The organism is Streptomyces sp. NPDC126510 (assembly GCF_040302345.1).
GTDB lineage: Bacteria > Actinomycetota > Actinomycetes > Streptomycetales > Streptomycetaceae > Streptomyces.
In genome coordinates this window covers 1-16472 of sequence record NZ_JBEORR010000063.1, presented here as the reverse complement: position 1 = coordinate 16472, position 16472 = coordinate 1, and the positions used below count along the sequence as shown (strand labels likewise).

The window sequence follows — 16472 nt, the reverse complement described above, 5'->3', positions numbered from 1 at the left end:
GGGATCAAGTGTTTCGGTCATCGTCGATCCTTCCCGCCAAGCTCAGCTCGGCGTGTTGAATCAAGGACCGGATCCACCGTTATTCAGACAGTCCCATGCATCCGACTGAGGTCGGATGGGTCCCGCTCAACAGTGACACTCGTTAGGGTCCAACAGGTGTGAGGGTTGATCCGCGATGCGCCGAACCCTCCGGCTTGTGACAGGAAGAGGTAACTTGATGACGACTTTGGTGACACGTGCGATCGCCTAGATCGGTCTCTACCTGACAGTATCCGTAGTGATGTACCCCGAGTTTCGTGGAGCCGCCATATTTGACTTCAGGCAACGGGTTGACGTGTGAAGTGTATGTCTCGAACTCGATCGGGGTCAGCATCCCGAGTGCACTGTGCCGACGCTACCGTTGTGGAAGATCTCGAGGTACTCGAACATGGCGTTGGCCAGTTCGATCCTCGTTTTCCAGCGTTTTCTGTTCAAGGGTTCGGTTTGTATTCTGCCCCAGAAAGATTCGATCACGGCGTTGTCATAGCAATCGCCGATCGATCCCATTGACGGGACCAGCCCTGAGTCGTGCGCCCGGTGGGTGAATGCCCAGGACGTGAACTGCACTCCGTGGATGCTCTCCTGAGAGTCAAGCTGCTTTTCGATGGTGTCGGGTGTTCGGGGTGATTGTCTGCGGTCCAGGGTTGAGGAGGTAGTAGACCTCGCGAGCCAGGTAGCGCTTCAGGCACCGGATAGTTTCCAGTTTCGAGTGGCCTTCGCTGGTTTTCTTCTCTACGTAGGCCTGGGTTTTCGGGTCGAGTCGAATGCGGCCGATGACGGCCAGATGCAAGGCTCGGTTGGCTTGGCGGTCACCGCCGCGATTGAGGCGGTGGCGTTGGGTCATGCCAGAAGATGCGGGTAGCGGTGCAACACCGCATAGCATCGCGAACGCGGCTTCGGATTTCATTCGATCGGAATTATCGCCGGCGGTGACAAGCATTTGTCCGGCGACTTCGATACCGATTCCGACGCGCTCGAGTAGTTGAGGTGCGAGGGCTTTCACGATTGGGTTGATCAGTTCGTCGAGATCGGCGATCTCGTCGGTTAATTCGAGATAGCGGCGAGCCAGGGACTTCATCGACACCCGGTAGGCGGTCACGGGATCAGTAGCGTTCGCGACATCCGGTCGCCAGGCGGCGAGGAGGCGGATCAGTTGCATCCGCGTCAGATCGCGGACCTGAGCGCGCAGCTCGTCGGGAGCGGAGATGATCGTCATCCGCAGCAGTTGCAGCGCACTGCGCCGCTCTCGTACCGAATGGGCTCGGGTCACCCTCAACACCCGAAGTGACTCGACGGCACCGTCTTTCGATTTCGGGGTGGTGGTGCGCCGGTTGGTCTTGGCTGCGCGGGCCGCGTTGATGGCGTCGAGGTCGTCGTCTTTGCCCTTACGGCGACGGTCCGAGCGATCGGGGCGGTCCACCTCGAGTACCGTCACGCCGGCTTTCGCGAGGTGGCGGGTCAGCCCAGCTCCGTAGGAGCCAGTGCCCTCAATACCGATCCGGATCAGATTGCCGTACTCGCCGATCCAGGTCAGCATGGTTCGATACCCGTTTCGGGTGGTCGGAAAACTGCGAGTTCCGAGGACGTTGTCGTCGGTATCGATCACCGCGGCGACGTGCAGTTCTTTGTGGGTATCGACTCCGGCGAACACTCGCCGGTCTTGATCGAGATCGGCTTTGTCAGGCATCCTTGTCATGTCGCTTTCCTCTCCGTTGACCGATGAGCAAGGCGGCGCCGCGCATCGACCGAACCGGCGGACAAGACAGTGATGAGCACCTGGTGGTGCAGGCTCTCCTCAGGTCACCCCGACGGTGAGGCGTAGCGCCTCACCGGGGGTTCCCAGGAACCGACAAATCCAAGGAAAGACACACGATCGTCGATCGGAGTGAGGGTCAGGAACACTGGGAACTCCCGGCACCAGCATTCTCTCGTCTCCATGCGGTAACGGTCAGGAAATCCGAAAACACCGGCACGAACAGTCTCACTGTCCGAGTGAATGAGTGTGCCGGGTGTTGGGCCTCGATTGGAAATGCCCATTCCTAGAGCGTTTGTCACCAACGTCGCTGTCTGCGAGCTGTCGATCGACCAACCGACGACTCGCCTCGAAAACGTATCCAGGACAGCGGCGCAGTAAATTTTACCTTCACGGGCTTGGATTCCAGCGATCGTCGCAACACCTACTGGAAGGTGTGGCGGTGGCTGGGAAAAAGTACACGGATCAGCAGAAGGAAGAATTCTTTCGATTGCTCGATAGAGGTGGCACGGTCCGCGCCGCAGCGCGAGCGGTCGGCATTCATGAAAACGCCGGCTACAACTGGTTGCGGAAGACGGGGCTGACCATGGCGCGGGCGTATGCCTCCCGTTCTTCGCGCAACCCGCGTAGTCGCTCCGCTACGTGGTCGAAGTTGTAAGGCCTGGTGGTCAGGAGCTTTTCGACGGCTTCGGTGTCTCCGGCTTCCTCGAACTCGGCCACTACTGCCGCGTGTGCGAGGTCGAGCTGTCCGGCATCGAGGGCGGCGCGGGCTGCCTCGGCTTTCCCTACCGCTGCCTGGGCTTTGACATCCTTTTTGTCCATCGCGAGGGTCTTGGACACCTTCGTGATGGATGCGCCGAATTCGAGCATCTGCGCAACTCCTCGGGTGTGCTGCGCTGCGGTCAGCCCTTCGCGGTGCCGGTTGGCAGTGATCTGCTTACCGATCCGGTCGACGGCGCGGGCCTTGTCACTGCCTTCGGTGTCGGGGTAGATCACGACGGGGATGGTGGTCAGTCCGGTTTCGCGGGCGGCGAGGGTGCGGCGCTGGCCGTCGCGGACGACGATCGTTCCGTCTGCGGTCCGGACGGCGCTGATCGCTTCGAGCACTCCGTTTTCGCGGATGGATTCGACGAAGTCGGGGGTCTGCGCCAGATCGACGCTGTCGCGGACGTTCTCACCGATGTCGAGGGCGTCGGGGTGCAGCTGCGCGACCTCGATCGCTGCGGCGGGGGCGGTGTGTGTTGCGGTCATCGCGATTCCTCTCGTAGACTTCGGGACACAACACCGGGCAGGTACCAACTGCCCGGTGTTGTGTTGTTTCCGTAGGTTTTTCGATCTCAAGCGGTGGCCGGTTCCAAGATCACTTGATCGGCCGTGGGGTGACGGTCTCGGCAGCTATCGGCCTCGATGTGTGCGTCCATCAGGGCGGAGGCGTGGCCGTGGTAATCGAGTGCGATGAGCAACTCCACGAACACGTCGATTTCCGAACAGCAGTTGTGCTCGACGACGCTGTCGAGATACTCGGCTGTCTCGAACAACTTCGCCCAGGCATCTGCTTTCTCGCAGATGTTGTGCAGGTCGTAGCCGTACATCGTTTTCTCCTTCGGTCGGGCGGTTGTGGTCGGTCATGCTGCGCGTCCTTGCGTGTGACGGATGGGTGGGTGGTTAGTTGGTGGGGGTGGCGGCGGCGTCGATGTCCTCCTCGGTGTGTCCGGCATCGCGTGCTGCGGCGCGGGCGGCTGCGAAGGCGTCGACCAGGGCGGTGACGTCGATGAACCCTTCGCGGCGGCGGTCGAACATCGCTGCATCGAGCGCTGCGGTCGCCTCGACAACGGCGACAAGCGCGGGTGCGAGGGTGTCGGTTTCGGTGCTCATGTGGGGCTCCTTTGTGGTGGGTGGTGGGTGGCGGGTCGCTCAACCGCAGATGCAGTCCTCGTCGCCAGCTCTTTGCGCGGTGCAGGCGTAGTCGCCGGGGTCCGGGTAGCTGCACATCTGCGTGCCGTCTGCCATTGCAGGGCAGGAGGTTTGGCCGCAATCGCAGTTCGTCTCGTTGCTCATCGTTTTTCCTTTGCTCGAGGTTGGTGGGTGGTTGTCGTTACTCGGCGTTGACGCACTGCGCGGCGTCGTCGTGCATGCGAGGGCAGGAGTAGTCACCGCACCCGCAAGTCAGTCCGGCGTAATGGATGGTCGCGGCGTCGTGGTCTTTGCCTTGTTCGAAGTCGTAACCGTTCACTGACTTGACCTTTCGTTGGTGTCCGGACCCTCTCGGTGGCCCCTGACAATTTTTTTCCGTTCTGACATGGAGCTCCGGATCGGCGGTATGAGGGCACGGCGCAATGCTTGGGCCGCAAAGTTTTTCAGCGAAGCGTCTTTGAAAAAGTTTTCGGAGCCGGAGGCCGGCGAAGCCGCCAGGGGTTGCGCCGGGACCGCCGTCGATCAGGATCGGAAGGACAGAAAGGAAAAAGGATCTTTTCGCTTCTACAGAGCGGAGCGCAGCGGAGCATTGTAGGGTCTCGAGAACCTTAGCCAAATCTCACGCGAGATGGCCACTCGGTGGCCAGTTGGCCATCTGAGTGAGATTGTCTCGGCGTGGCTACGTGGTGGGCGCGGATAACGGGTGGATGATCCAACCGAGTACTTCCGATGCGGGGAGATACCGCGATGGGGAACGCTACGGTCGCTGGATCGGCGAAACCGCGTGCCGGGTCATGGAATCTGGGTGCGGCGCAGCTGTCGCGCCGCCACGTAGGGGACGGCGCCGAGGAGATCCGACCACTCGATGAGGTCGCGGTCGACGACGTCGTTGCCTCCACGCCGTGGCGGACCTTTCGCTGGTATGCAGGTCAGCAGCACTATTCGGGTACCTATTGGGCTGCGACCGAGTCCGATCATGTGATCTACGAGTCGCGGCTGGAGCTGGCACGGCTACTGTTCGCGGACTTCGATGTGGGGGTGCAGCGCATTGCCGCGCAGCCGTTTCTGCTGAGCTGCTCCGTCGGCGGCAAGGAACGCCGACACATTCCGGACTACCTACTGCTGACAAACGCTGGACCGGTGATCGTGGATGTGAAACCTCGCCGGCAGTTGGCGTCGAAGACGGTGGCGTTCACGTTCGAGTGGACCAGGTCGGTGTTGACCGCACGGGGATGGCGCTACGAGGTGTGGAGCGAGCCCCCTCCGATCGAGCTGGAGAATGTGCGGTTCCTCGCCGGCTATCGGCGGGCGTGGTTCTTCGATCCGGATGTGCTCGCCGCGGTCAGAAGTGCAGTGTGGGAGGGGATCAGGATTGAAGAAGCACTGTCTGCGGTGTCTGCCTATCCGGCACCGTCTGTACGGGCGGCACTGTTTCATCTGCTGTGGCGGCAGGAGTTCAGTGTGGACATGACCCAGAGGTTGACCACCGCCAGCGTGTTGCGGACCGCGTCATGAGTGGCGCAGCGACGCGGGTCGGTGTCGGGACTCGGTTCATCTACGACGGTGAGATCGTCGAGGTGATCGAGATGATGGCAACTGCGGCGAGTAATGAGGTCGTGCTCAGAACCAAGACGAACGGTCAGATCCGTCGCATTGCCGTCCGAGAGCTGCTGACCTCGGAGAATGTGCGGGTGATCCCCGATGAGGGCGGGCCGTGCTCCGACGATCCCGGCGAGTTGTCTTCCGTCGTGACAGCGATGCTGACCGAGCCCGAACGTACCCAGGTACTCGAACGGGCCGCGCACGTGCGCGAGGTGCTGACCGGGTACAGGTCGGGCACTGCGCAGCTGCCGGCGAGCGGAGAACCGCGCGCCGAGTACGACCCTACGGTGCCGTTGACTGAGCGGTATGCGGCGAAGGCCGCGGAGCTCGAGATCGGGGTGCGGACACTGCGGCGCTGGGTCGGTGACTACCGCCGCGGCGGCGAGGCCGGCCTCGTATCGGGCAGAGCGGCCGGGAACGCGCCGATGGAACACCGCGACCAACGCTGGATCGAGACGGCGTTGGAGGTGATGGTCGAGCACACCGATCAATCGCGGCCGTCACGGACGATGGTGATCGAGCGGGCAAACGCCCGGGTGGTGGCCCGGTTCGGTGCGGGCGTGGTGAAGCTGCCGTCGCGGGCCACCGCGTTCCGGATACTCGAGGAGCTGGAGCGGGGGCACCCGACGTTCCGGTTGAGCACCAAACGCAATCGGGACATCGCGGCCCGCCCGGAGGGACCGTACGGGAAGCTGCGGCCGACCCGGCCGGGTGAGTACCTGTTGATGGACACCACCCGGCTGGACGTGTTCGCCCTGGATCCGGTGACCTTGCGGTGGGTGCAGGCGGAATTGACGGTGGGGATGGACTGGTACACCCGCTGTGTCGTCGGGATCCAGCTCACGCCGGTGTCGACGAAGGCGGTCGATGCTGCGGCCACGTTGTATCAGGCGTTCCGGCCGCGTCCGGCGGGCAAGGATTGGCCCGCGCATGCGGTGTGGCCCGAGCACGGGATTCCCCGGTCCCTGCTGGTCGACGTCGACGCGATCGACGGGCCAATGTGTGGGGCTGCGTCTCCGGCGCTGGCGCCGGAGACCATCGTGATCGACCACGGCAAGATCTACGTCTCCGAGCATCTGACCAGCGTGTGTCAGCGGATGGGGATCTCGATCCAGCCGGCCCGGTTGCGGACCGGCCGCGACAAGGGGCCGGATGGAGCGGTTCTTCCGCACCATCCGGGAGGACCTGTTGCAGGCGCTGCCCGGATACAAGGGCCCGGATGTGCATTCGCGTGGGGTGGCGCCGGAGTCGGAGGCGTTCTTCTACCTCGACGAGTTGGAGGCGATCATCCGGGAGTGGGTGGCGGTGGTGTACCACCACCGGCCGCACGAGAGCCTGCTCGATCCGCATCTGCCGTCGGTGAAGATGTCGCCGGCGGTGATGTTCGAGCACGGCATCGCCCGGGCCGGCTACATCGAGGTTCCCCGCGATCCTGACCTGGGGTATGAGTTCCTCAAGGTGGAGTGGCGCACCCTGCAGCACTACGGGTTCGAGGTGCACGGTCGCCGGTACCACGGCGACCTGCCGCTCGGGTGCCGCGACGGTGCCAGCCCGTACCCGGACCGGGGAAAGGGCAAGGGCCGGTGGTGGCCACTGCACGTCGACCCGGACGACATCACCCGGATCTACCTGCGGGACCCGATCTCCCGCAGGTGGTATCCGCTCGAGTGGGAGCATGCCCGGTCGATGCAGATGCCGCTCAGTGAGGACGCGTTGGCATTCGCCCGCCGGTTGGCGAAGGCGAAGTACACCTACCCCGACGACCGGATCGCGGTCGCCGACCTGCTCGAGCGCTGGAATCTCGGCCTCGGGTCGAGCATGACCGAGCGGCGCATGGCGTTGCGTATGGCACGTGAGGACGCGGCACTCGACCTCGAACCGCCGCGCACGAACGAGGTGACCGGGCCGCCATCGGTGAGGCGTCATCTCGATCCGTCACACGGCGATACTGCACCCACGGTCGCAGCCTCAGAGGAGGGGATCGACGTCGGTGATGACGACGCCGAGGACGAGCCGGACCGGCCCGACGACGGCGACTTCTACGCCGATGCGCTGGAGTACCTGTGACGATCGCCCTGATCCGGCAGCACCTGCAGGACTTGGCGCCGCTGGGCAACGTGGCGCTCTCCCGCAAGGAGGGGTGGCGCGAGTTCGCCGACGCCCCTTCCCTGGTCGCGCCGGAGGTGCTGACCCGCCGGCAGCTGCGGGCGCTCACCGCGGACGACGCCGAGGTCTACAACCATTTTCGGCAGCTGTGGCACGCCAATTTGGGCCCGATCCGGACACCGCAACTGACCACGCTGCACGAGCAACTCTCGACCGTGGTCGACAGCAACCTCCAGTTCGGCGACAAGGCCAAGGGCGCGGTCGCGATCGACGCCTACCCCGGCCTGGGCAAGACGACATCGGTCCTGGCGTTCGCCAAGGATTTTCACCGCCGCGAGATCCGGATCAAGGGCACCCACACCCGCGATGGCCACCAGCGGTGGCCGGTGTGCCGGGTCGGGTTGACCGGCAACACCGGGCTCAAGGAGTTCAACCGGGCGATGCTCGAGTTCTACGCCCACCCCGGAAACACTCGCGGCACCAGCGCCGACCTGTCCCGTCGCGCCCTGGACTGTGTGACCTCGTGTGAGACCAGGCTTTTGGTGGTCGATGATCTGCATTTTCTCCGCGTGCACGCCACCAGCGGGGTGGAGATCAGCAACCATTTCAAGTACATCGCCAACGAGTTCCCGGTCACCGTGGTGTTCATCGGGGTCAGGCTGGCCGAACGCGGCCTGTTCGCCGAGGCGCAGACGGCGCGGCGCACCACGCTGGTGGGGATGCGGCCGTTCGAGGGCCGGCGGGGCGATCGCGACAGCCGTCGCGGTGACCGCGGCCGCGGCCATACTGGATCGGTCCGATATCGCCGACGCCGGCGAGTCGCTGCGGTGGCTGGTGCACGGCGGTCGGCGGCTGGGCCGACAGGTCGACGCCGGCGTCATGGGCGACTGGGGCAGCGCCACCAGCACGAGATTGGTGGCCATCCAGGTCGCCGCGTTGCGGCCACTATTCGTCCGCGCCGTCGATCAGCTGCGATACCGCAGCGCCGCCCCCGTCCCGAGCCGCCCGTCGGCGAACGCCACCGCGGTGGACGACGCCGTCCGCCGCATCCCGACCCTGCTCTGGCCGCAATGGTCGCTGCGGTGCACGGTGACCCCGTGCAGTTCGGCGCAGGTCCGCCCGGCCCTGTCGACGGCACTACTGCTGGTGGGCACCACGCTCACCGTCGGCGAGGCCGCCGATCGCCTGGGATCAGCGGTCCCCGCGGGCGGGGTCACCCGCACACTGGCACATCTGCGGAACGCCCCACACTGGGACGACACCCTAACCGCGTTGACCCTTCTGGCGGACCACCTCCGCGCGGAACCGCCGCCGATCGACTACGAGCGGCGGCGGCGCCTGGACTACCGCGACCTGCTACCCGAGGACCTGTGGAAACAGATATGCCGCCGGACCGGCACACCCCCAGGCGCCGGCCAGAAGGCGGACTTCGCCCGCTGCCTGCTGTTCGAACGACTCAGCGGGCTCCCCGCGTCCCAGTCCCCGTTCCTCGCAGACGATTACGACGTCCGCGCGAAACTGTCCGGATTTCCGCGCGCACTCACCCCCGCCCTGTCCGGGCCGCTCGACCAGGCGGCCCGCCGCTTCCTCGACGACCACGGACTGGACGAGGAACCCGTCTACTGGCATCCACCCCTGCATCTGCTCGACGGGCTCGAACTGCCCGGACCCAACCCCGCCGCCGTGGACCTCGCCGCCCTCCACGACCTGACCCGCCACGAACACACCGCGCTGTCGGAGATCGCGCGGCAATTGGCCACCACCCTCGACGTGATCCGCCACCTCCTCGAAAACCATCCCGCTCCCGCATCACCCACTGCCGCAGAGCGGTTCGAACGACGCGTCGCCCAGACCGCCGCAGAGGAAACGTTGAGCCGGGCGCAGTTCGTCGACCTCTACTGCGTCCAACGCCGCACCCTCGCCGAGATCGCCGCGATGATCGGAGCCAGCCGGAAGGTGACCGGTCGGCTGGCCCGACACCACGGCATCGCGCCGAGCGCCGGAGGCCCGCCGGTCGATCCGGCATGGTTTCACCACCAGTACGTCACCCAGCGGCGAACCCTGCGGGACCTCGGACACGAGGTGGGGCGCAGCGTGTCGCGGATGAGCCGAATCGCAAAGGACTACGGCATCCCGATTCGGCCGCCAACCGACGCCGGCAACCCGCAGTCCGTAGCGATCCGGCGGCTGGCGCACTGATCGGTCTCGGCCGTCGTGCGGTGCACGCTCGAGTCGTGCACAGTGCAGGGCCGGGCAAAACGTTGCCCGGAGAACAAGACCGCAGGTGACTGCGGCGCTGGTCCCGACGCTCGAACGCGCGTGTAACGTTGCGCGTTATTAACGCAGTACGTTATAGTGGTGAGGTGATCGAATCGTTCGCCGACAAGGAGACCGAGCGAGTCTTTCGCCGGCAGTTCTCGAAGAAGCTCCCGCAGGACATTCAGCGGATCGCGCGCCGGCGTCTGTTGTTGATCGAGGCGGCCACCGACGTCAACGACCTGCGGGTGCCCCCAGGCAACCGCCTGGAGAAGCTCTCCGGAGACCGGGTGGGCCAGTACAGCGTCCGGATCAACGATCAATACCGCATCTGTTTCATCTGGCGCGCCACCGCAGCATACGACGTGGAGATCACCGACTACCACTGACCACCCGGAACCGACACCTCCGACCACGGAAAGGAACACCGACAATGACTACAGACCTGAGCCCCATTCACCCCGGCGAGATCCTCCGCGAGGACTTCCTCGAGCCTTTCGGCATCACGCAGAACCGCCTGGCCACGATCATCGGTGTGCCGCCGCGGCGGATCAACGAGATCGTGCACGGCAAGCGGTCGATCACCGCAGACACCGCGCTGCGGCTGGCCAAGGCGTTCGGCAACAGCGCCCAGTTCTGGCTCAACATCCAGGACCGCTACGAGCTCGACCTTGCGGCCGACAAGCTAGGCGACACCCTCGCCAAGATCACGCGCCTCTCGGCATAGATCGGCAGGTATCGGACTCGGTGCCCCGCGGACGATCCGGCGCACTCGCCGAGCTGCGGTTGCCCCAGCGCTTCACCGTTGGGGGCCACCGCTGGCGAGCATCAACGTTTGCGGGGTTCGATATCGAGTCGCCGTCGCGTGTTGTGGTTGCCGCAGACGAGTTCTGGAGTAGTGGTCCATTCGTGACGTTCAAGCCACGCCAGGACCGGTCGGGGTGGGTCGTCGCTGGAGGAGCCGGTGAGCAGCGGGCCGTCACCGCACCTCGAGCAGCTGACCACCACGACGTGGCCGTGCGGTTGACAGCGGGCACAGTGCCGCGCCTTGTGCAGGTGCTCGCGTTTGTCGAGGTGCAGCCAGACGGTGGCGAGGTCGGCGCGGTGCGGGACCAGTTCCCGACGCGTGGTGGGTTGATACCCGCAGGTCGGGCATGCCGATCCCGTCGTCGGGGGCGGCGCCGCCGGATCCGGTGACGGCGAGGGCTTCTCCTCGTCCGGGTCGGTGTCGGCGGTAAGCGTCTCGGACTGTCGGGGCGGCAGATGCCGGTATAGGGTCGAGCGGGTCAGTCCGGTCTTCGCGGTGATCTCGGCGATGGTGGCGCCGCCCTCGCGTAGCTGGGTGGCGTAGGCGAGTTGGGCGTCGCTGACCACGCTGGGCCGGCCGGTGCGGCGGCCCTTCTCGGTGGCCACGGTGCGGGCGTGCGCGGCTCGCTCGACCGCGTACGTGCGTTCCATCTGCCCGAACAGCGCCAGCAGCACCACCGCCAGCTGGCCCATCGGGTCGTCCGGGTTCGTCGAGTCGATCCGGACCGGGTCGGCCAGATTGCGGAAGCCGATGTCGCGCTGGTGCAGGTCGTGGATCAGGTTCAGGGTGTCGCGGACGGTGCGGCCGAGCCGGTCGAGGGTGTGCACCACGATCACGTCACCGCCGCGGGCGCATTCGAGCAGCGCCTGTAGTCCGGGGCGTTCGGTGGTGGTCCCGGATTTCTTGTCCACGTAGATGTTCGCCGGATCGATTCCCGCCTTGGCGAGTGCGTCGATCTGCCGGGTGAGGTCCTGCTTGCTCGTCGACACCCGGGCGTATCCCAACTCCACACCTGGAGCGTACCGAAAGTTATGTTCGAACCGAACTTGTGATACACAATTATGGAATTAACTTCTGGGACACGCCGCCCTGGGCTTTCACAGGATCCCGGCGGGGGTTTGGATGGCGTCCCATTTCCAGGATTTCGGGACAAGCTCACCGACGACTTCGGAGAACCCGTCCCTCGGGACGACGATCCCTGCGGTTGACATCACGTCTGGTGAGAGGTGGTTCGTACCGTGGAGTGGAGTGGCGGGTTGACGCCGGTCGCCGGGCTCGGCAACGATGTCTCGCTGGATTGCCGCGGCGCAGTCTCGTCACGTTCCGCGGCCGCACCCTCCCGGTTCCGCGCGGCCGCACCCTCCCGGTTCCGCGCGGCCGCACCCTCCCGGTTTCCGGACGCACCGAGCAGAGAGCACCGGATGACACCGACCGAGGACGACCTCGACCCCGATATCGCGCAAGCCTGGGTCTTCCGCGACCTGCTGGACGAGGAGATCGAGGGACTCACCGCCCGAATCGAGAACATCCGAGGAGTACGCACAGAGGACCGCCACGGGGACAACTCTCCGAGGTGCATCAACGGGTGGCCCGGCTGACCGCCCGGTATCCCGAGCTGCGCGGCGCCGGGCGGCATGGCGGAGACTGATCGGCGTCCTGGGTATCAGGGTGGGCGGTGCGTCGACGACGGTTGCGACCGCAGCCAGGTCCAGCGTGGTGAGGCTCGCGGGCAACCCGATCTGCGGCCATTCGGCGGTCAGGGTGACCGTCCGCGCCGGTGCCGGGAGCCAGTACAGCGGCTCGCTGCGGAAGGTGCAGATCCCGGTGGCGGTGGCGTGGAGATCCGGGCGGGGAAAGTAGGGGTCAGCGACCGTGAGGTCGTCGGTCCCGGCCCACACGTCGAGGTAGGACCACTGGGCCGACGGATCCGCGGGGTCGGTCAGCGGGCGGGTCTGGTGCAAGAGCGCGCCGGGCCGGGCGGCCGGTGGCGCTCAGGGCCAGCTGCAGCGCGAGCCCGCATGGGTACGCGGTGATCCGGCACCAGCTCAAGGGTCAGGTGAGTGCGCACGGTCAGCAGTCGGCGACCGTGCACCCGGTCACCGCCGCACGGCGGTGGGGCGGTCGCGGGCCAGCGTGGACTGCGCACGGCAGTGATGGTGCACCACCATCTGGCAAGTGGCAACCGGGGCGGGGGGAGCCAAAGCATTTGTACCGGTGAGTAACCGGCGATCGCCGGATTGGTCCGGGCACTTCGGGTCGCCTGCTGCAGGGAAGGTGCTTATGCTTCGAGCCCCGGACTTCACCGAGCGAAAGGGTGCAGCCCATGGCCCACTAGAAGCGGTAACAGGCTTGCGCGCGGCCCGGAGTTGACGATCGGCGTCCGGGTGCTGGTCCGCCGGAAAGCCCGAAGCGGACGACCTCGGCGAGGTCGTCGAGGACTTCGCGGCACTGACCGAACCTGGGGCGCCGGTTACGGCTGGGCGCCGGCGCATCGGTGGGCGATCGCGCTCGACGACGGGCGGGCTGATCTTCGCCGACACCGAGGACCTCACCGTCGATCCCGGCACCCACCGCTGCGCCCCCACCCCGAAGTCCGCGCCTCCCACGCAGGTCCGATCCCCGGGGAGTGGCCGGCGTCAAACGAGACCGGGTGACCGACGGCCGCATCCGCGGTCGGTGCCGGGCCCGTTCCAGCTCCGCTTTCCTATCGCGTGGGCGTGGTGGATCGTCTCGCACCCCACTGCCTAGAGTTTGGGCTCAGACCGAGCGGGTACGCGAAGGCGGTGAAGGCGAACGAGCACCTGCAGGGAGGGCGCTCCGGTGCCGCGGGTGAGCAGGTCTCGGTGCTGCTGATCGCGGATCCGGGCGAACCAGCGGCTCTTGCCGAACGTATTGCGGAGTACCTGCCGGAACGCCTGGGCAGCCCTGACCGGGACGAGCGCCGGTGGACGACGTGCGTGCGCCGCAAACCGTACCTGCCCGACGAGCAAGCGGATTTCGCCGATATCATCGACACGGTCGATCCGTCCTCCGAAGAGGAAGACATCGTCGTATACCTCACCGATCTGCCGCGCCGCGAGGACACCCTCCCGGTGGTGGCCGACGTCAGCGCCGACCACAAATTCGCGCTCATCTCGGTCGCCGGAGTGGGCGGCATCCACATCGAGCGCCGCGTCCGCACCATCACCGAACTCGCCATCGCCCACATCCTCGGTGAGCCGGCACTCATGCCCCCCCGGTGCGGCGCGACGGTTCCGGTCTGCGCAAGTTGAGGACGGCATCCGGTACTTCGCGCCCTCTGGACTGCGGCGACTGCGACTGTTGTCGGGGATGGTGCGCGCCAACCGGCCGTGGCGACTGGTCACCGGACTGTCGAAGGTCCTCGTCGGCGCCTTCGCCACGGGTGCGATCGCGCTGGCCACCAACACGATCTGGTTGTTCGCCGACACGATGGGGCCATGGCGTATGAGTGTGGCGATGATTTTGTCGATCGTGGCGATCATTCTCTGGCTGATCCTCGACCACGAACTCTGGGAGCGGCCGAAGTCGCCGGCGGAACGCGATCGATCGGTGCTGTACAACACCGCGACCGTAGTCACCCTGGTCATCGGTGTCGTCGTGCTGCATGTGGCCCTGTTCTGCCTGCTGCTGTTCACCGCGTGTCTGACTCTTCCCTCGGAACTGCTGTCCAGTGTTCTCGGGCACGGGGTGAACTTCTCCGACTACCTGACGCTCACCTGGCTGCTGGCGTCCATCGCGACCATCGGTGGGGCCCTCGGTTCGGGTCTCGAGGACGACGCCGCCGTCAAAGAGGCGGCGTACGGGGTCCGACAGCGGCAACGCATCGAGGAAACGCGGAGTCGGTCGAACGAGGCGCGATGATCGCGGCCCGGCGAAACATGCGTCCCAACTCAAAAGCGCCGACGAGGTTTGCGATGTACCGTCTGCCGAACCCGCACCGGCACGTCCTGAAACCGGCCCTTGATCGAAACTCGCCGACCAGTACAAACCCGATAGCCCCGTCCACTGATTTTGCCTTCGGGGCGTCAAACGGGCGTCAAACGGGGCAGTCCGAACAAACGGGATCTCGCGGTCGGCTACTCGGAACCAACGCGAAAACACGGGACAGGCAGCTGGTGTGGGCACAGTGTCCGATGAAGAAATGTCATCAGGTTGAGACAGATCGCGGTGGCCATACCGTGAGACCCGACATGAACGCGCATGTCACGGCGTCTCGAAATGTCATCGGCAGCGAGACCCTACACGAAGCACAGATCAGAGGACACACATGCCCACGCCATCAGATGATCGGCTTGAACTCCTCGCGAAGCGCTGCAACGCCGACCTCGGCGATTCTGATCTGTGGTTCCGCCCGGATGGCTACCCGCGCAGCCTTGCTCTGTGCATCATCGACTCGATCGCGTCCACCGGCGCACACTACAACTCCGTCAAAAACGTCCTGAGGCATTACATCGACTTCCGGCAGGCGCAGGGCGGTGATGCCGACACCGACAATGCCGGCGCCCTGTTGGAGACTTTCGACGAACTCGGCGGCCCGAAGGAGTGGGCTGAGATGACGAACAATCGCAAACCAACCTCGACGAGCAAGGGTGCTCCGCTCAAGGCTGCGGCTATTCATGAGGCTGCCGGGCGGCTGCGTGAGCTGGGAATCGACAGCACCGACGACCTCCGCGCCGCCGACGCCGACGATCTCGCGAGCGCGAAGAAAGCCTGGGCGCGGGTACCTGGCCAGCGTTCCGGGATCACCTGGAACTACTTCCTGATGCTCGCTGGTACTCCCGGTGTGAAAGCTGATCGCATGGTCATCCGCTACGTCGCCGACGCGATCGGAGCGGTCGCGGAGAATGTGAGCGCAACCGATGCCGCGATGCTTGTGAAAGCGGTCGCCGAAAAATGCGGCCACAACGTCACCCATCTCGATCATGCGATCTGGCGATTCGAATCCGGCCGACCTGTGAACCAACAGAGCTGAGCGCTAGCTGCGGAGCGACCAACTGCACGCCTGACCTTCTGAGTTCAGCGATTCTCCGCCAACGGAACATGTCGGCGGGCCGTGCCACTCTTGCTGTGAAACAGGGCGATGAGACTGCGAGTCGCATCTGCGTTGATCGTGTCCGAGCTTCGCGGGGAAAACGACAGGAGTGAGGTTCAGATGAGTGCTGCGAAAAAGGGTTCACCCGCTGAAGGAGTGGTGGAATTCATCGGTTTCGTTGTCTTCTTGGTGATTGTCATCGGAGCGATTGCCACAGCATGTTCATAAACTCTGGCCGGTGGACGAGTTATCTGCTGGGCGCCTGTTTCGAGGAGTACGACGACCATGAATACTCACCATCATGAGTAACGGACGCAACGCCGACCCCACGGTAGTTGTCGAGAAGAAGAACCGTATTCGCGACACTCATGTGGCGGCGTTGAATTCGCTCGCGGACCGTATCGCCGACTCTGTCGGGCTCCCCCACGGACACGTGCCCTACGTGGATCCGGATCTCGGTGGAATCGATGCGCGAGTTCTTGTTCTGCTGGACAACCCCTCCACGAAAGCTGAGGCCGGGACCGGGTCGGGTCTGCTCAGTCTCGACAACAACGACCGCACTGCACGCAACTGTCGCGAAGCGTATGCCCGCGCCGGTATTTCGTGGTCGGACGTGGTGCATTGGAATGTCGTCCCGTTCCCTGTCTCCGGGGTCAAGAACGGTGGTTCCACCCCGGCCGAACGTGCCCGCTCGGCTCAGTGGACCCGAGAGTTCGTCGCGTTGTGCCCGAATTTGGAGATAGTGCTGTTGTTGGGTGTCGCCGCACGGGACGGGTGGGAGCGCGCCGGCATCGAACGCGACGTGTATGTCGTTCCGGGAAACATTCCTCATTGCTCCGATCGTGGCTTGAACTCGGCCGGCGGACGGGAACGATTCGACGCCGCCATCACCGACATCGCCAGGATGCTTTCCACCGGAAACCACCACACCAGCAGAAAGC

Annotated in this window: 19 protein-coding genes and 2 pseudogenes; 13 read left to right on the top strand and 8 right to left on the bottom strand. The window is 65.1% G+C overall.

Features of this window, described 5'->3' with window-relative positions; genetic code table 11:
- Nucleotides 1-349: 349 nt before the first annotated feature.
- The 3 genes and pseudogenes from ABTX60_RS41815 to ABTX60_RS43375 all read right to left on the bottom strand — a co-directional run.
- Nucleotides 350-612: pseudogene (locus ABTX60_RS41815) on the bottom strand (transposase); the annotation flags it as partial.
- 16 nt (nucleotides 613-628) lie between these two features.
- Nucleotides 629-1735: an IS110 family RNA-guided transposase gene (locus ABTX60_RS41810; RefSeq protein ID WP_003945393.1), complete on the bottom strand. Its 1107-nt coding sequence runs from the start codon at nucleotides 1733-1735 to the stop codon at nucleotides 629-631.
- A gap of 104 nt (nucleotides 1736-1839) precedes the next feature.
- Nucleotides 1840-2196, bottom strand: coding sequence for a DDE-type integrase/transposase/recombinase (locus tag ABTX60_RS43375; RefSeq protein ID WP_391591280.1), 357 nt, complete (start codon nucleotides 2194-2196; stop codon nucleotides 1840-1842).
- A gap of 32 nt (nucleotides 2197-2228) precedes the next feature.
- Between ABTX60_RS43375 and ABTX60_RS41800 the strand changes: the two genes are divergently transcribed.
- Nucleotides 2229-2450, top strand: coding sequence for a transposase (locus ABTX60_RS41800; protein ID WP_321208815.1), 222 nt, complete (start codon nucleotides 2229-2231; stop codon nucleotides 2448-2450).
- Here the strand turns inward: ABTX60_RS41800 and ABTX60_RS41795 are convergent.
- The 4 genes from ABTX60_RS41795 to ABTX60_RS41780 all read right to left on the bottom strand — a co-directional run bounded on the left by ABTX60_RS41795 (nucleotide 2348) and on the right by ABTX60_RS41780 (nucleotide 3850).
- The gene (locus ABTX60_RS41795; protein WP_003945386.1) at nucleotides 2348-3043 is read right to left on the bottom strand and encodes a ParB/RepB/Spo0J family partition protein; all 696 of its coding nucleotides are present in this window, start codon (nucleotides 3041-3043) and stop codon (nucleotides 2348-2350) included. The genes ABTX60_RS41800 and ABTX60_RS41795 overlap by 103 nt on opposite strands.
- A gap of 86 nt (nucleotides 3044-3129) precedes the next feature.
- Nucleotides 3130-3384 (bottom strand): hypothetical protein, encoded by a 255-nt coding sequence (locus tag ABTX60_RS41790; RefSeq protein WP_003945385.1) that lies wholly within the window; start codon nucleotides 3382-3384, stop codon nucleotides 3130-3132.
- A 73-nt stretch (nucleotides 3385-3457) separates the two neighbouring features.
- On the bottom strand, nucleotides 3458-3667 hold the full coding sequence (locus ABTX60_RS41785; RefSeq protein WP_003945392.1) for a hypothetical protein: 210 nt from the start codon (nucleotides 3665-3667) through the stop codon (nucleotides 3458-3460).
- A gap of 39 nt (nucleotides 3668-3706) precedes the next feature.
- A complete protein-coding gene (locus tag ABTX60_RS41780) occupies nucleotides 3707-3850 on the bottom strand; it encodes a hypothetical protein (protein ID WP_290289351.1) in 144 nt (47 codons plus the stop codon).
- Nucleotides 3851-4453: 603 nt separating this feature from the next.
- Between ABTX60_RS41780 and ABTX60_RS41775 the strand changes: the two genes are divergently transcribed.
- From ABTX60_RS41775 to ABTX60_RS41745, 7 genes and pseudogenes are all read left to right on the top strand, one after another.
- Nucleotides 4454-5221 carry a TnsA-like heteromeric transposase endonuclease subunit gene (locus ABTX60_RS41775; RefSeq protein WP_003945394.1) on the top strand — a complete coding sequence of 256 codons (768 nt, stop codon included), beginning with the start codon at nucleotides 4454-4456 and terminating at the stop codon, nucleotides 5219-5221.
- Nucleotides 5218-6744, top strand: a complete 1527-nt coding sequence (locus tag ABTX60_RS41770) for a hypothetical protein (protein WP_350835152.1) — start codon at nucleotides 5218-5220, stop codon at nucleotides 6742-6744. The genes ABTX60_RS41775 and ABTX60_RS41770 overlap by 4 nt, the downstream gene beginning before the upstream one ends.
- Nucleotides 6689-7375, top strand: a complete 687-nt coding sequence (locus ABTX60_RS41765; RefSeq protein WP_352101932.1) for a hypothetical protein — start codon at nucleotides 6689-6691, stop codon at nucleotides 7373-7375. Before ABTX60_RS41770 ends, ABTX60_RS41765 begins: the two co-directional genes overlap by 56 nt.
- Nucleotides 7372-8073: pseudogene (locus ABTX60_RS41760) on the top strand (ATP-binding protein); the annotation flags it as partial. The gene ABTX60_RS41765 and the pseudogene ABTX60_RS41760, both read left to right, overlap by 4 nt.
- Nucleotides 8074-8179: 106 nt before the next feature.
- Nucleotides 8180-9613, top strand: coding sequence for a hypothetical protein (locus ABTX60_RS41755; protein WP_352101931.1), 1434 nt, complete (start codon nucleotides 8180-8182; stop codon nucleotides 9611-9613).
- Between the two features lie 164 nt (nucleotides 9614-9777).
- Nucleotides 9778-10059, top strand: coding sequence for a type II toxin-antitoxin system RelE/ParE family toxin (locus tag ABTX60_RS41750; protein ID WP_003943404.1), 282 nt, complete (start codon nucleotides 9778-9780; stop codon nucleotides 10057-10059).
- A gap of 44 nt (nucleotides 10060-10103) precedes the next feature.
- Nucleotides 10104-10397, top strand: coding sequence for a HigA family addiction module antitoxin (locus ABTX60_RS41745; RefSeq protein ID WP_003943405.1), 294 nt, complete (start codon nucleotides 10104-10106; stop codon nucleotides 10395-10397).
- Nucleotides 10398-10498: 101 nt separating this feature from the next.
- On the opposite strand, the gene ABTX60_RS41740 is transcribed toward ABTX60_RS41745, so the two are convergent.
- Entirely contained in the window at nucleotides 10499-11488 is a 990-nt protein-coding gene (locus ABTX60_RS41740) for a recombinase family protein (RefSeq protein WP_005569266.1), read from the bottom strand.
- A gap of 411 nt (nucleotides 11489-11899) precedes the next feature.
- Here ABTX60_RS41740 and ABTX60_RS41735 point away from each other — a divergent pair, with 411 nt between their 5' ends.
- From ABTX60_RS41735 to ABTX60_RS41715, 5 genes are all read left to right on the top strand, one after another.
- Nucleotides 11900-12076: a hypothetical protein gene (locus ABTX60_RS41735; RefSeq protein ID WP_350835167.1), complete on the top strand. Its 177-nt coding sequence runs from the start codon at nucleotides 11900-11902 to the stop codon at nucleotides 12074-12076.
- Between the two features lie 1185 nt (nucleotides 12077-13261).
- Nucleotides 13262-13750, top strand: coding sequence for a hypothetical protein (locus ABTX60_RS41730; protein WP_350835169.1), 489 nt, complete (start codon nucleotides 13262-13264; stop codon nucleotides 13748-13750).
- A gap of 58 nt (nucleotides 13751-13808) precedes the next feature.
- Nucleotides 13809-14360, top strand: coding sequence for a hypothetical protein (locus ABTX60_RS41725; protein ID WP_350835171.1), 552 nt, complete (start codon nucleotides 13809-13811; stop codon nucleotides 14358-14360).
- 406 nt (nucleotides 14361-14766) lie between these two features.
- A complete protein-coding gene (locus ABTX60_RS41720; RefSeq protein ID WP_352101930.1) occupies nucleotides 14767-15471 on the top strand; it encodes a DUF8548 family protein in 705 nt (234 codons plus the stop codon).
- Nucleotides 15472-15832: 361 nt separating this feature from the next.
- The coding region (locus ABTX60_RS41715) for a uracil-DNA glycosylase (RefSeq protein ID WP_352101929.1) at nucleotides 15833-16472 on the top strand (640 nt) is incomplete at its 3' end.

Excerpts from the sequence above, each read along its gene's own strand:
- ABTX60_RS41810 (WP_003945393.1), bottom strand. The coding sequence starts at position 1,735 with ATGACAAGGATGCCTGACAAAGCCGATCTCGATCAAGACCGGCGAGTG.
- ABTX60_RS41795 (WP_003945386.1), bottom strand. The coding sequence starts at position 3,043 with ATGACCGCAACACACACCGCCCCCGCCGCAGCGATCGAGGTCGCGCAG.
- ABTX60_RS41790 (WP_003945385.1), bottom strand. The coding sequence starts at position 3,384 with ATGTACGGCTACGACCTGCACAACATCTGCGAGAAAGCAGATGCCTGG.
- ABTX60_RS41785 (WP_003945392.1), bottom strand. The coding sequence starts at position 3,667 with ATGAGCACCGAAACCGACACCCTCGCACCCGCGCTTGTCGCCGTTGTC.
- ABTX60_RS41780 (WP_290289351.1), bottom strand. The coding sequence starts at position 3,850 with ATGAGCAACGAGACGAACTGCGATTGCGGCCAAACCTCCTGCCCTGCA.
- ABTX60_RS41775 (WP_003945394.1), top strand. The coding sequence starts at position 4,454 with ATGGGGAACGCTACGGTCGCTGGATCGGCGAAACCGCGTGCCGGGTCA.
- ABTX60_RS41770 (WP_350835152.1), top strand. The coding sequence starts at position 5,218 with ATGAGTGGCGCAGCGACGCGGGTCGGTGTCGGGACTCGGTTCATCTAC.
- ABTX60_RS41765 (WP_352101932.1), top strand. The coding sequence starts at position 6,689 with ATGTTCGAGCACGGCATCGCCCGGGCCGGCTACATCGAGGTTCCCCGC.
- ABTX60_RS41745 (WP_003943405.1), top strand. The coding sequence starts at position 10,104 with ATGACTACAGACCTGAGCCCCATTCACCCCGGCGAGATCCTCCGCGAG.
- ABTX60_RS41735 (WP_350835167.1), top strand. The coding sequence starts at position 11,900 with ATGACACCGACCGAGGACGACCTCGACCCCGATATCGCGCAAGCCTGG.
- ABTX60_RS41725 (WP_350835171.1), top strand. The coding sequence starts at position 13,809 with ATGGTGCGCGCCAACCGGCCGTGGCGACTGGTCACCGGACTGTCGAAG.
- ABTX60_RS41720 (WP_352101930.1), top strand. The coding sequence starts at position 14,767 with ATGCCCACGCCATCAGATGATCGGCTTGAACTCCTCGCGAAGCGCTGC.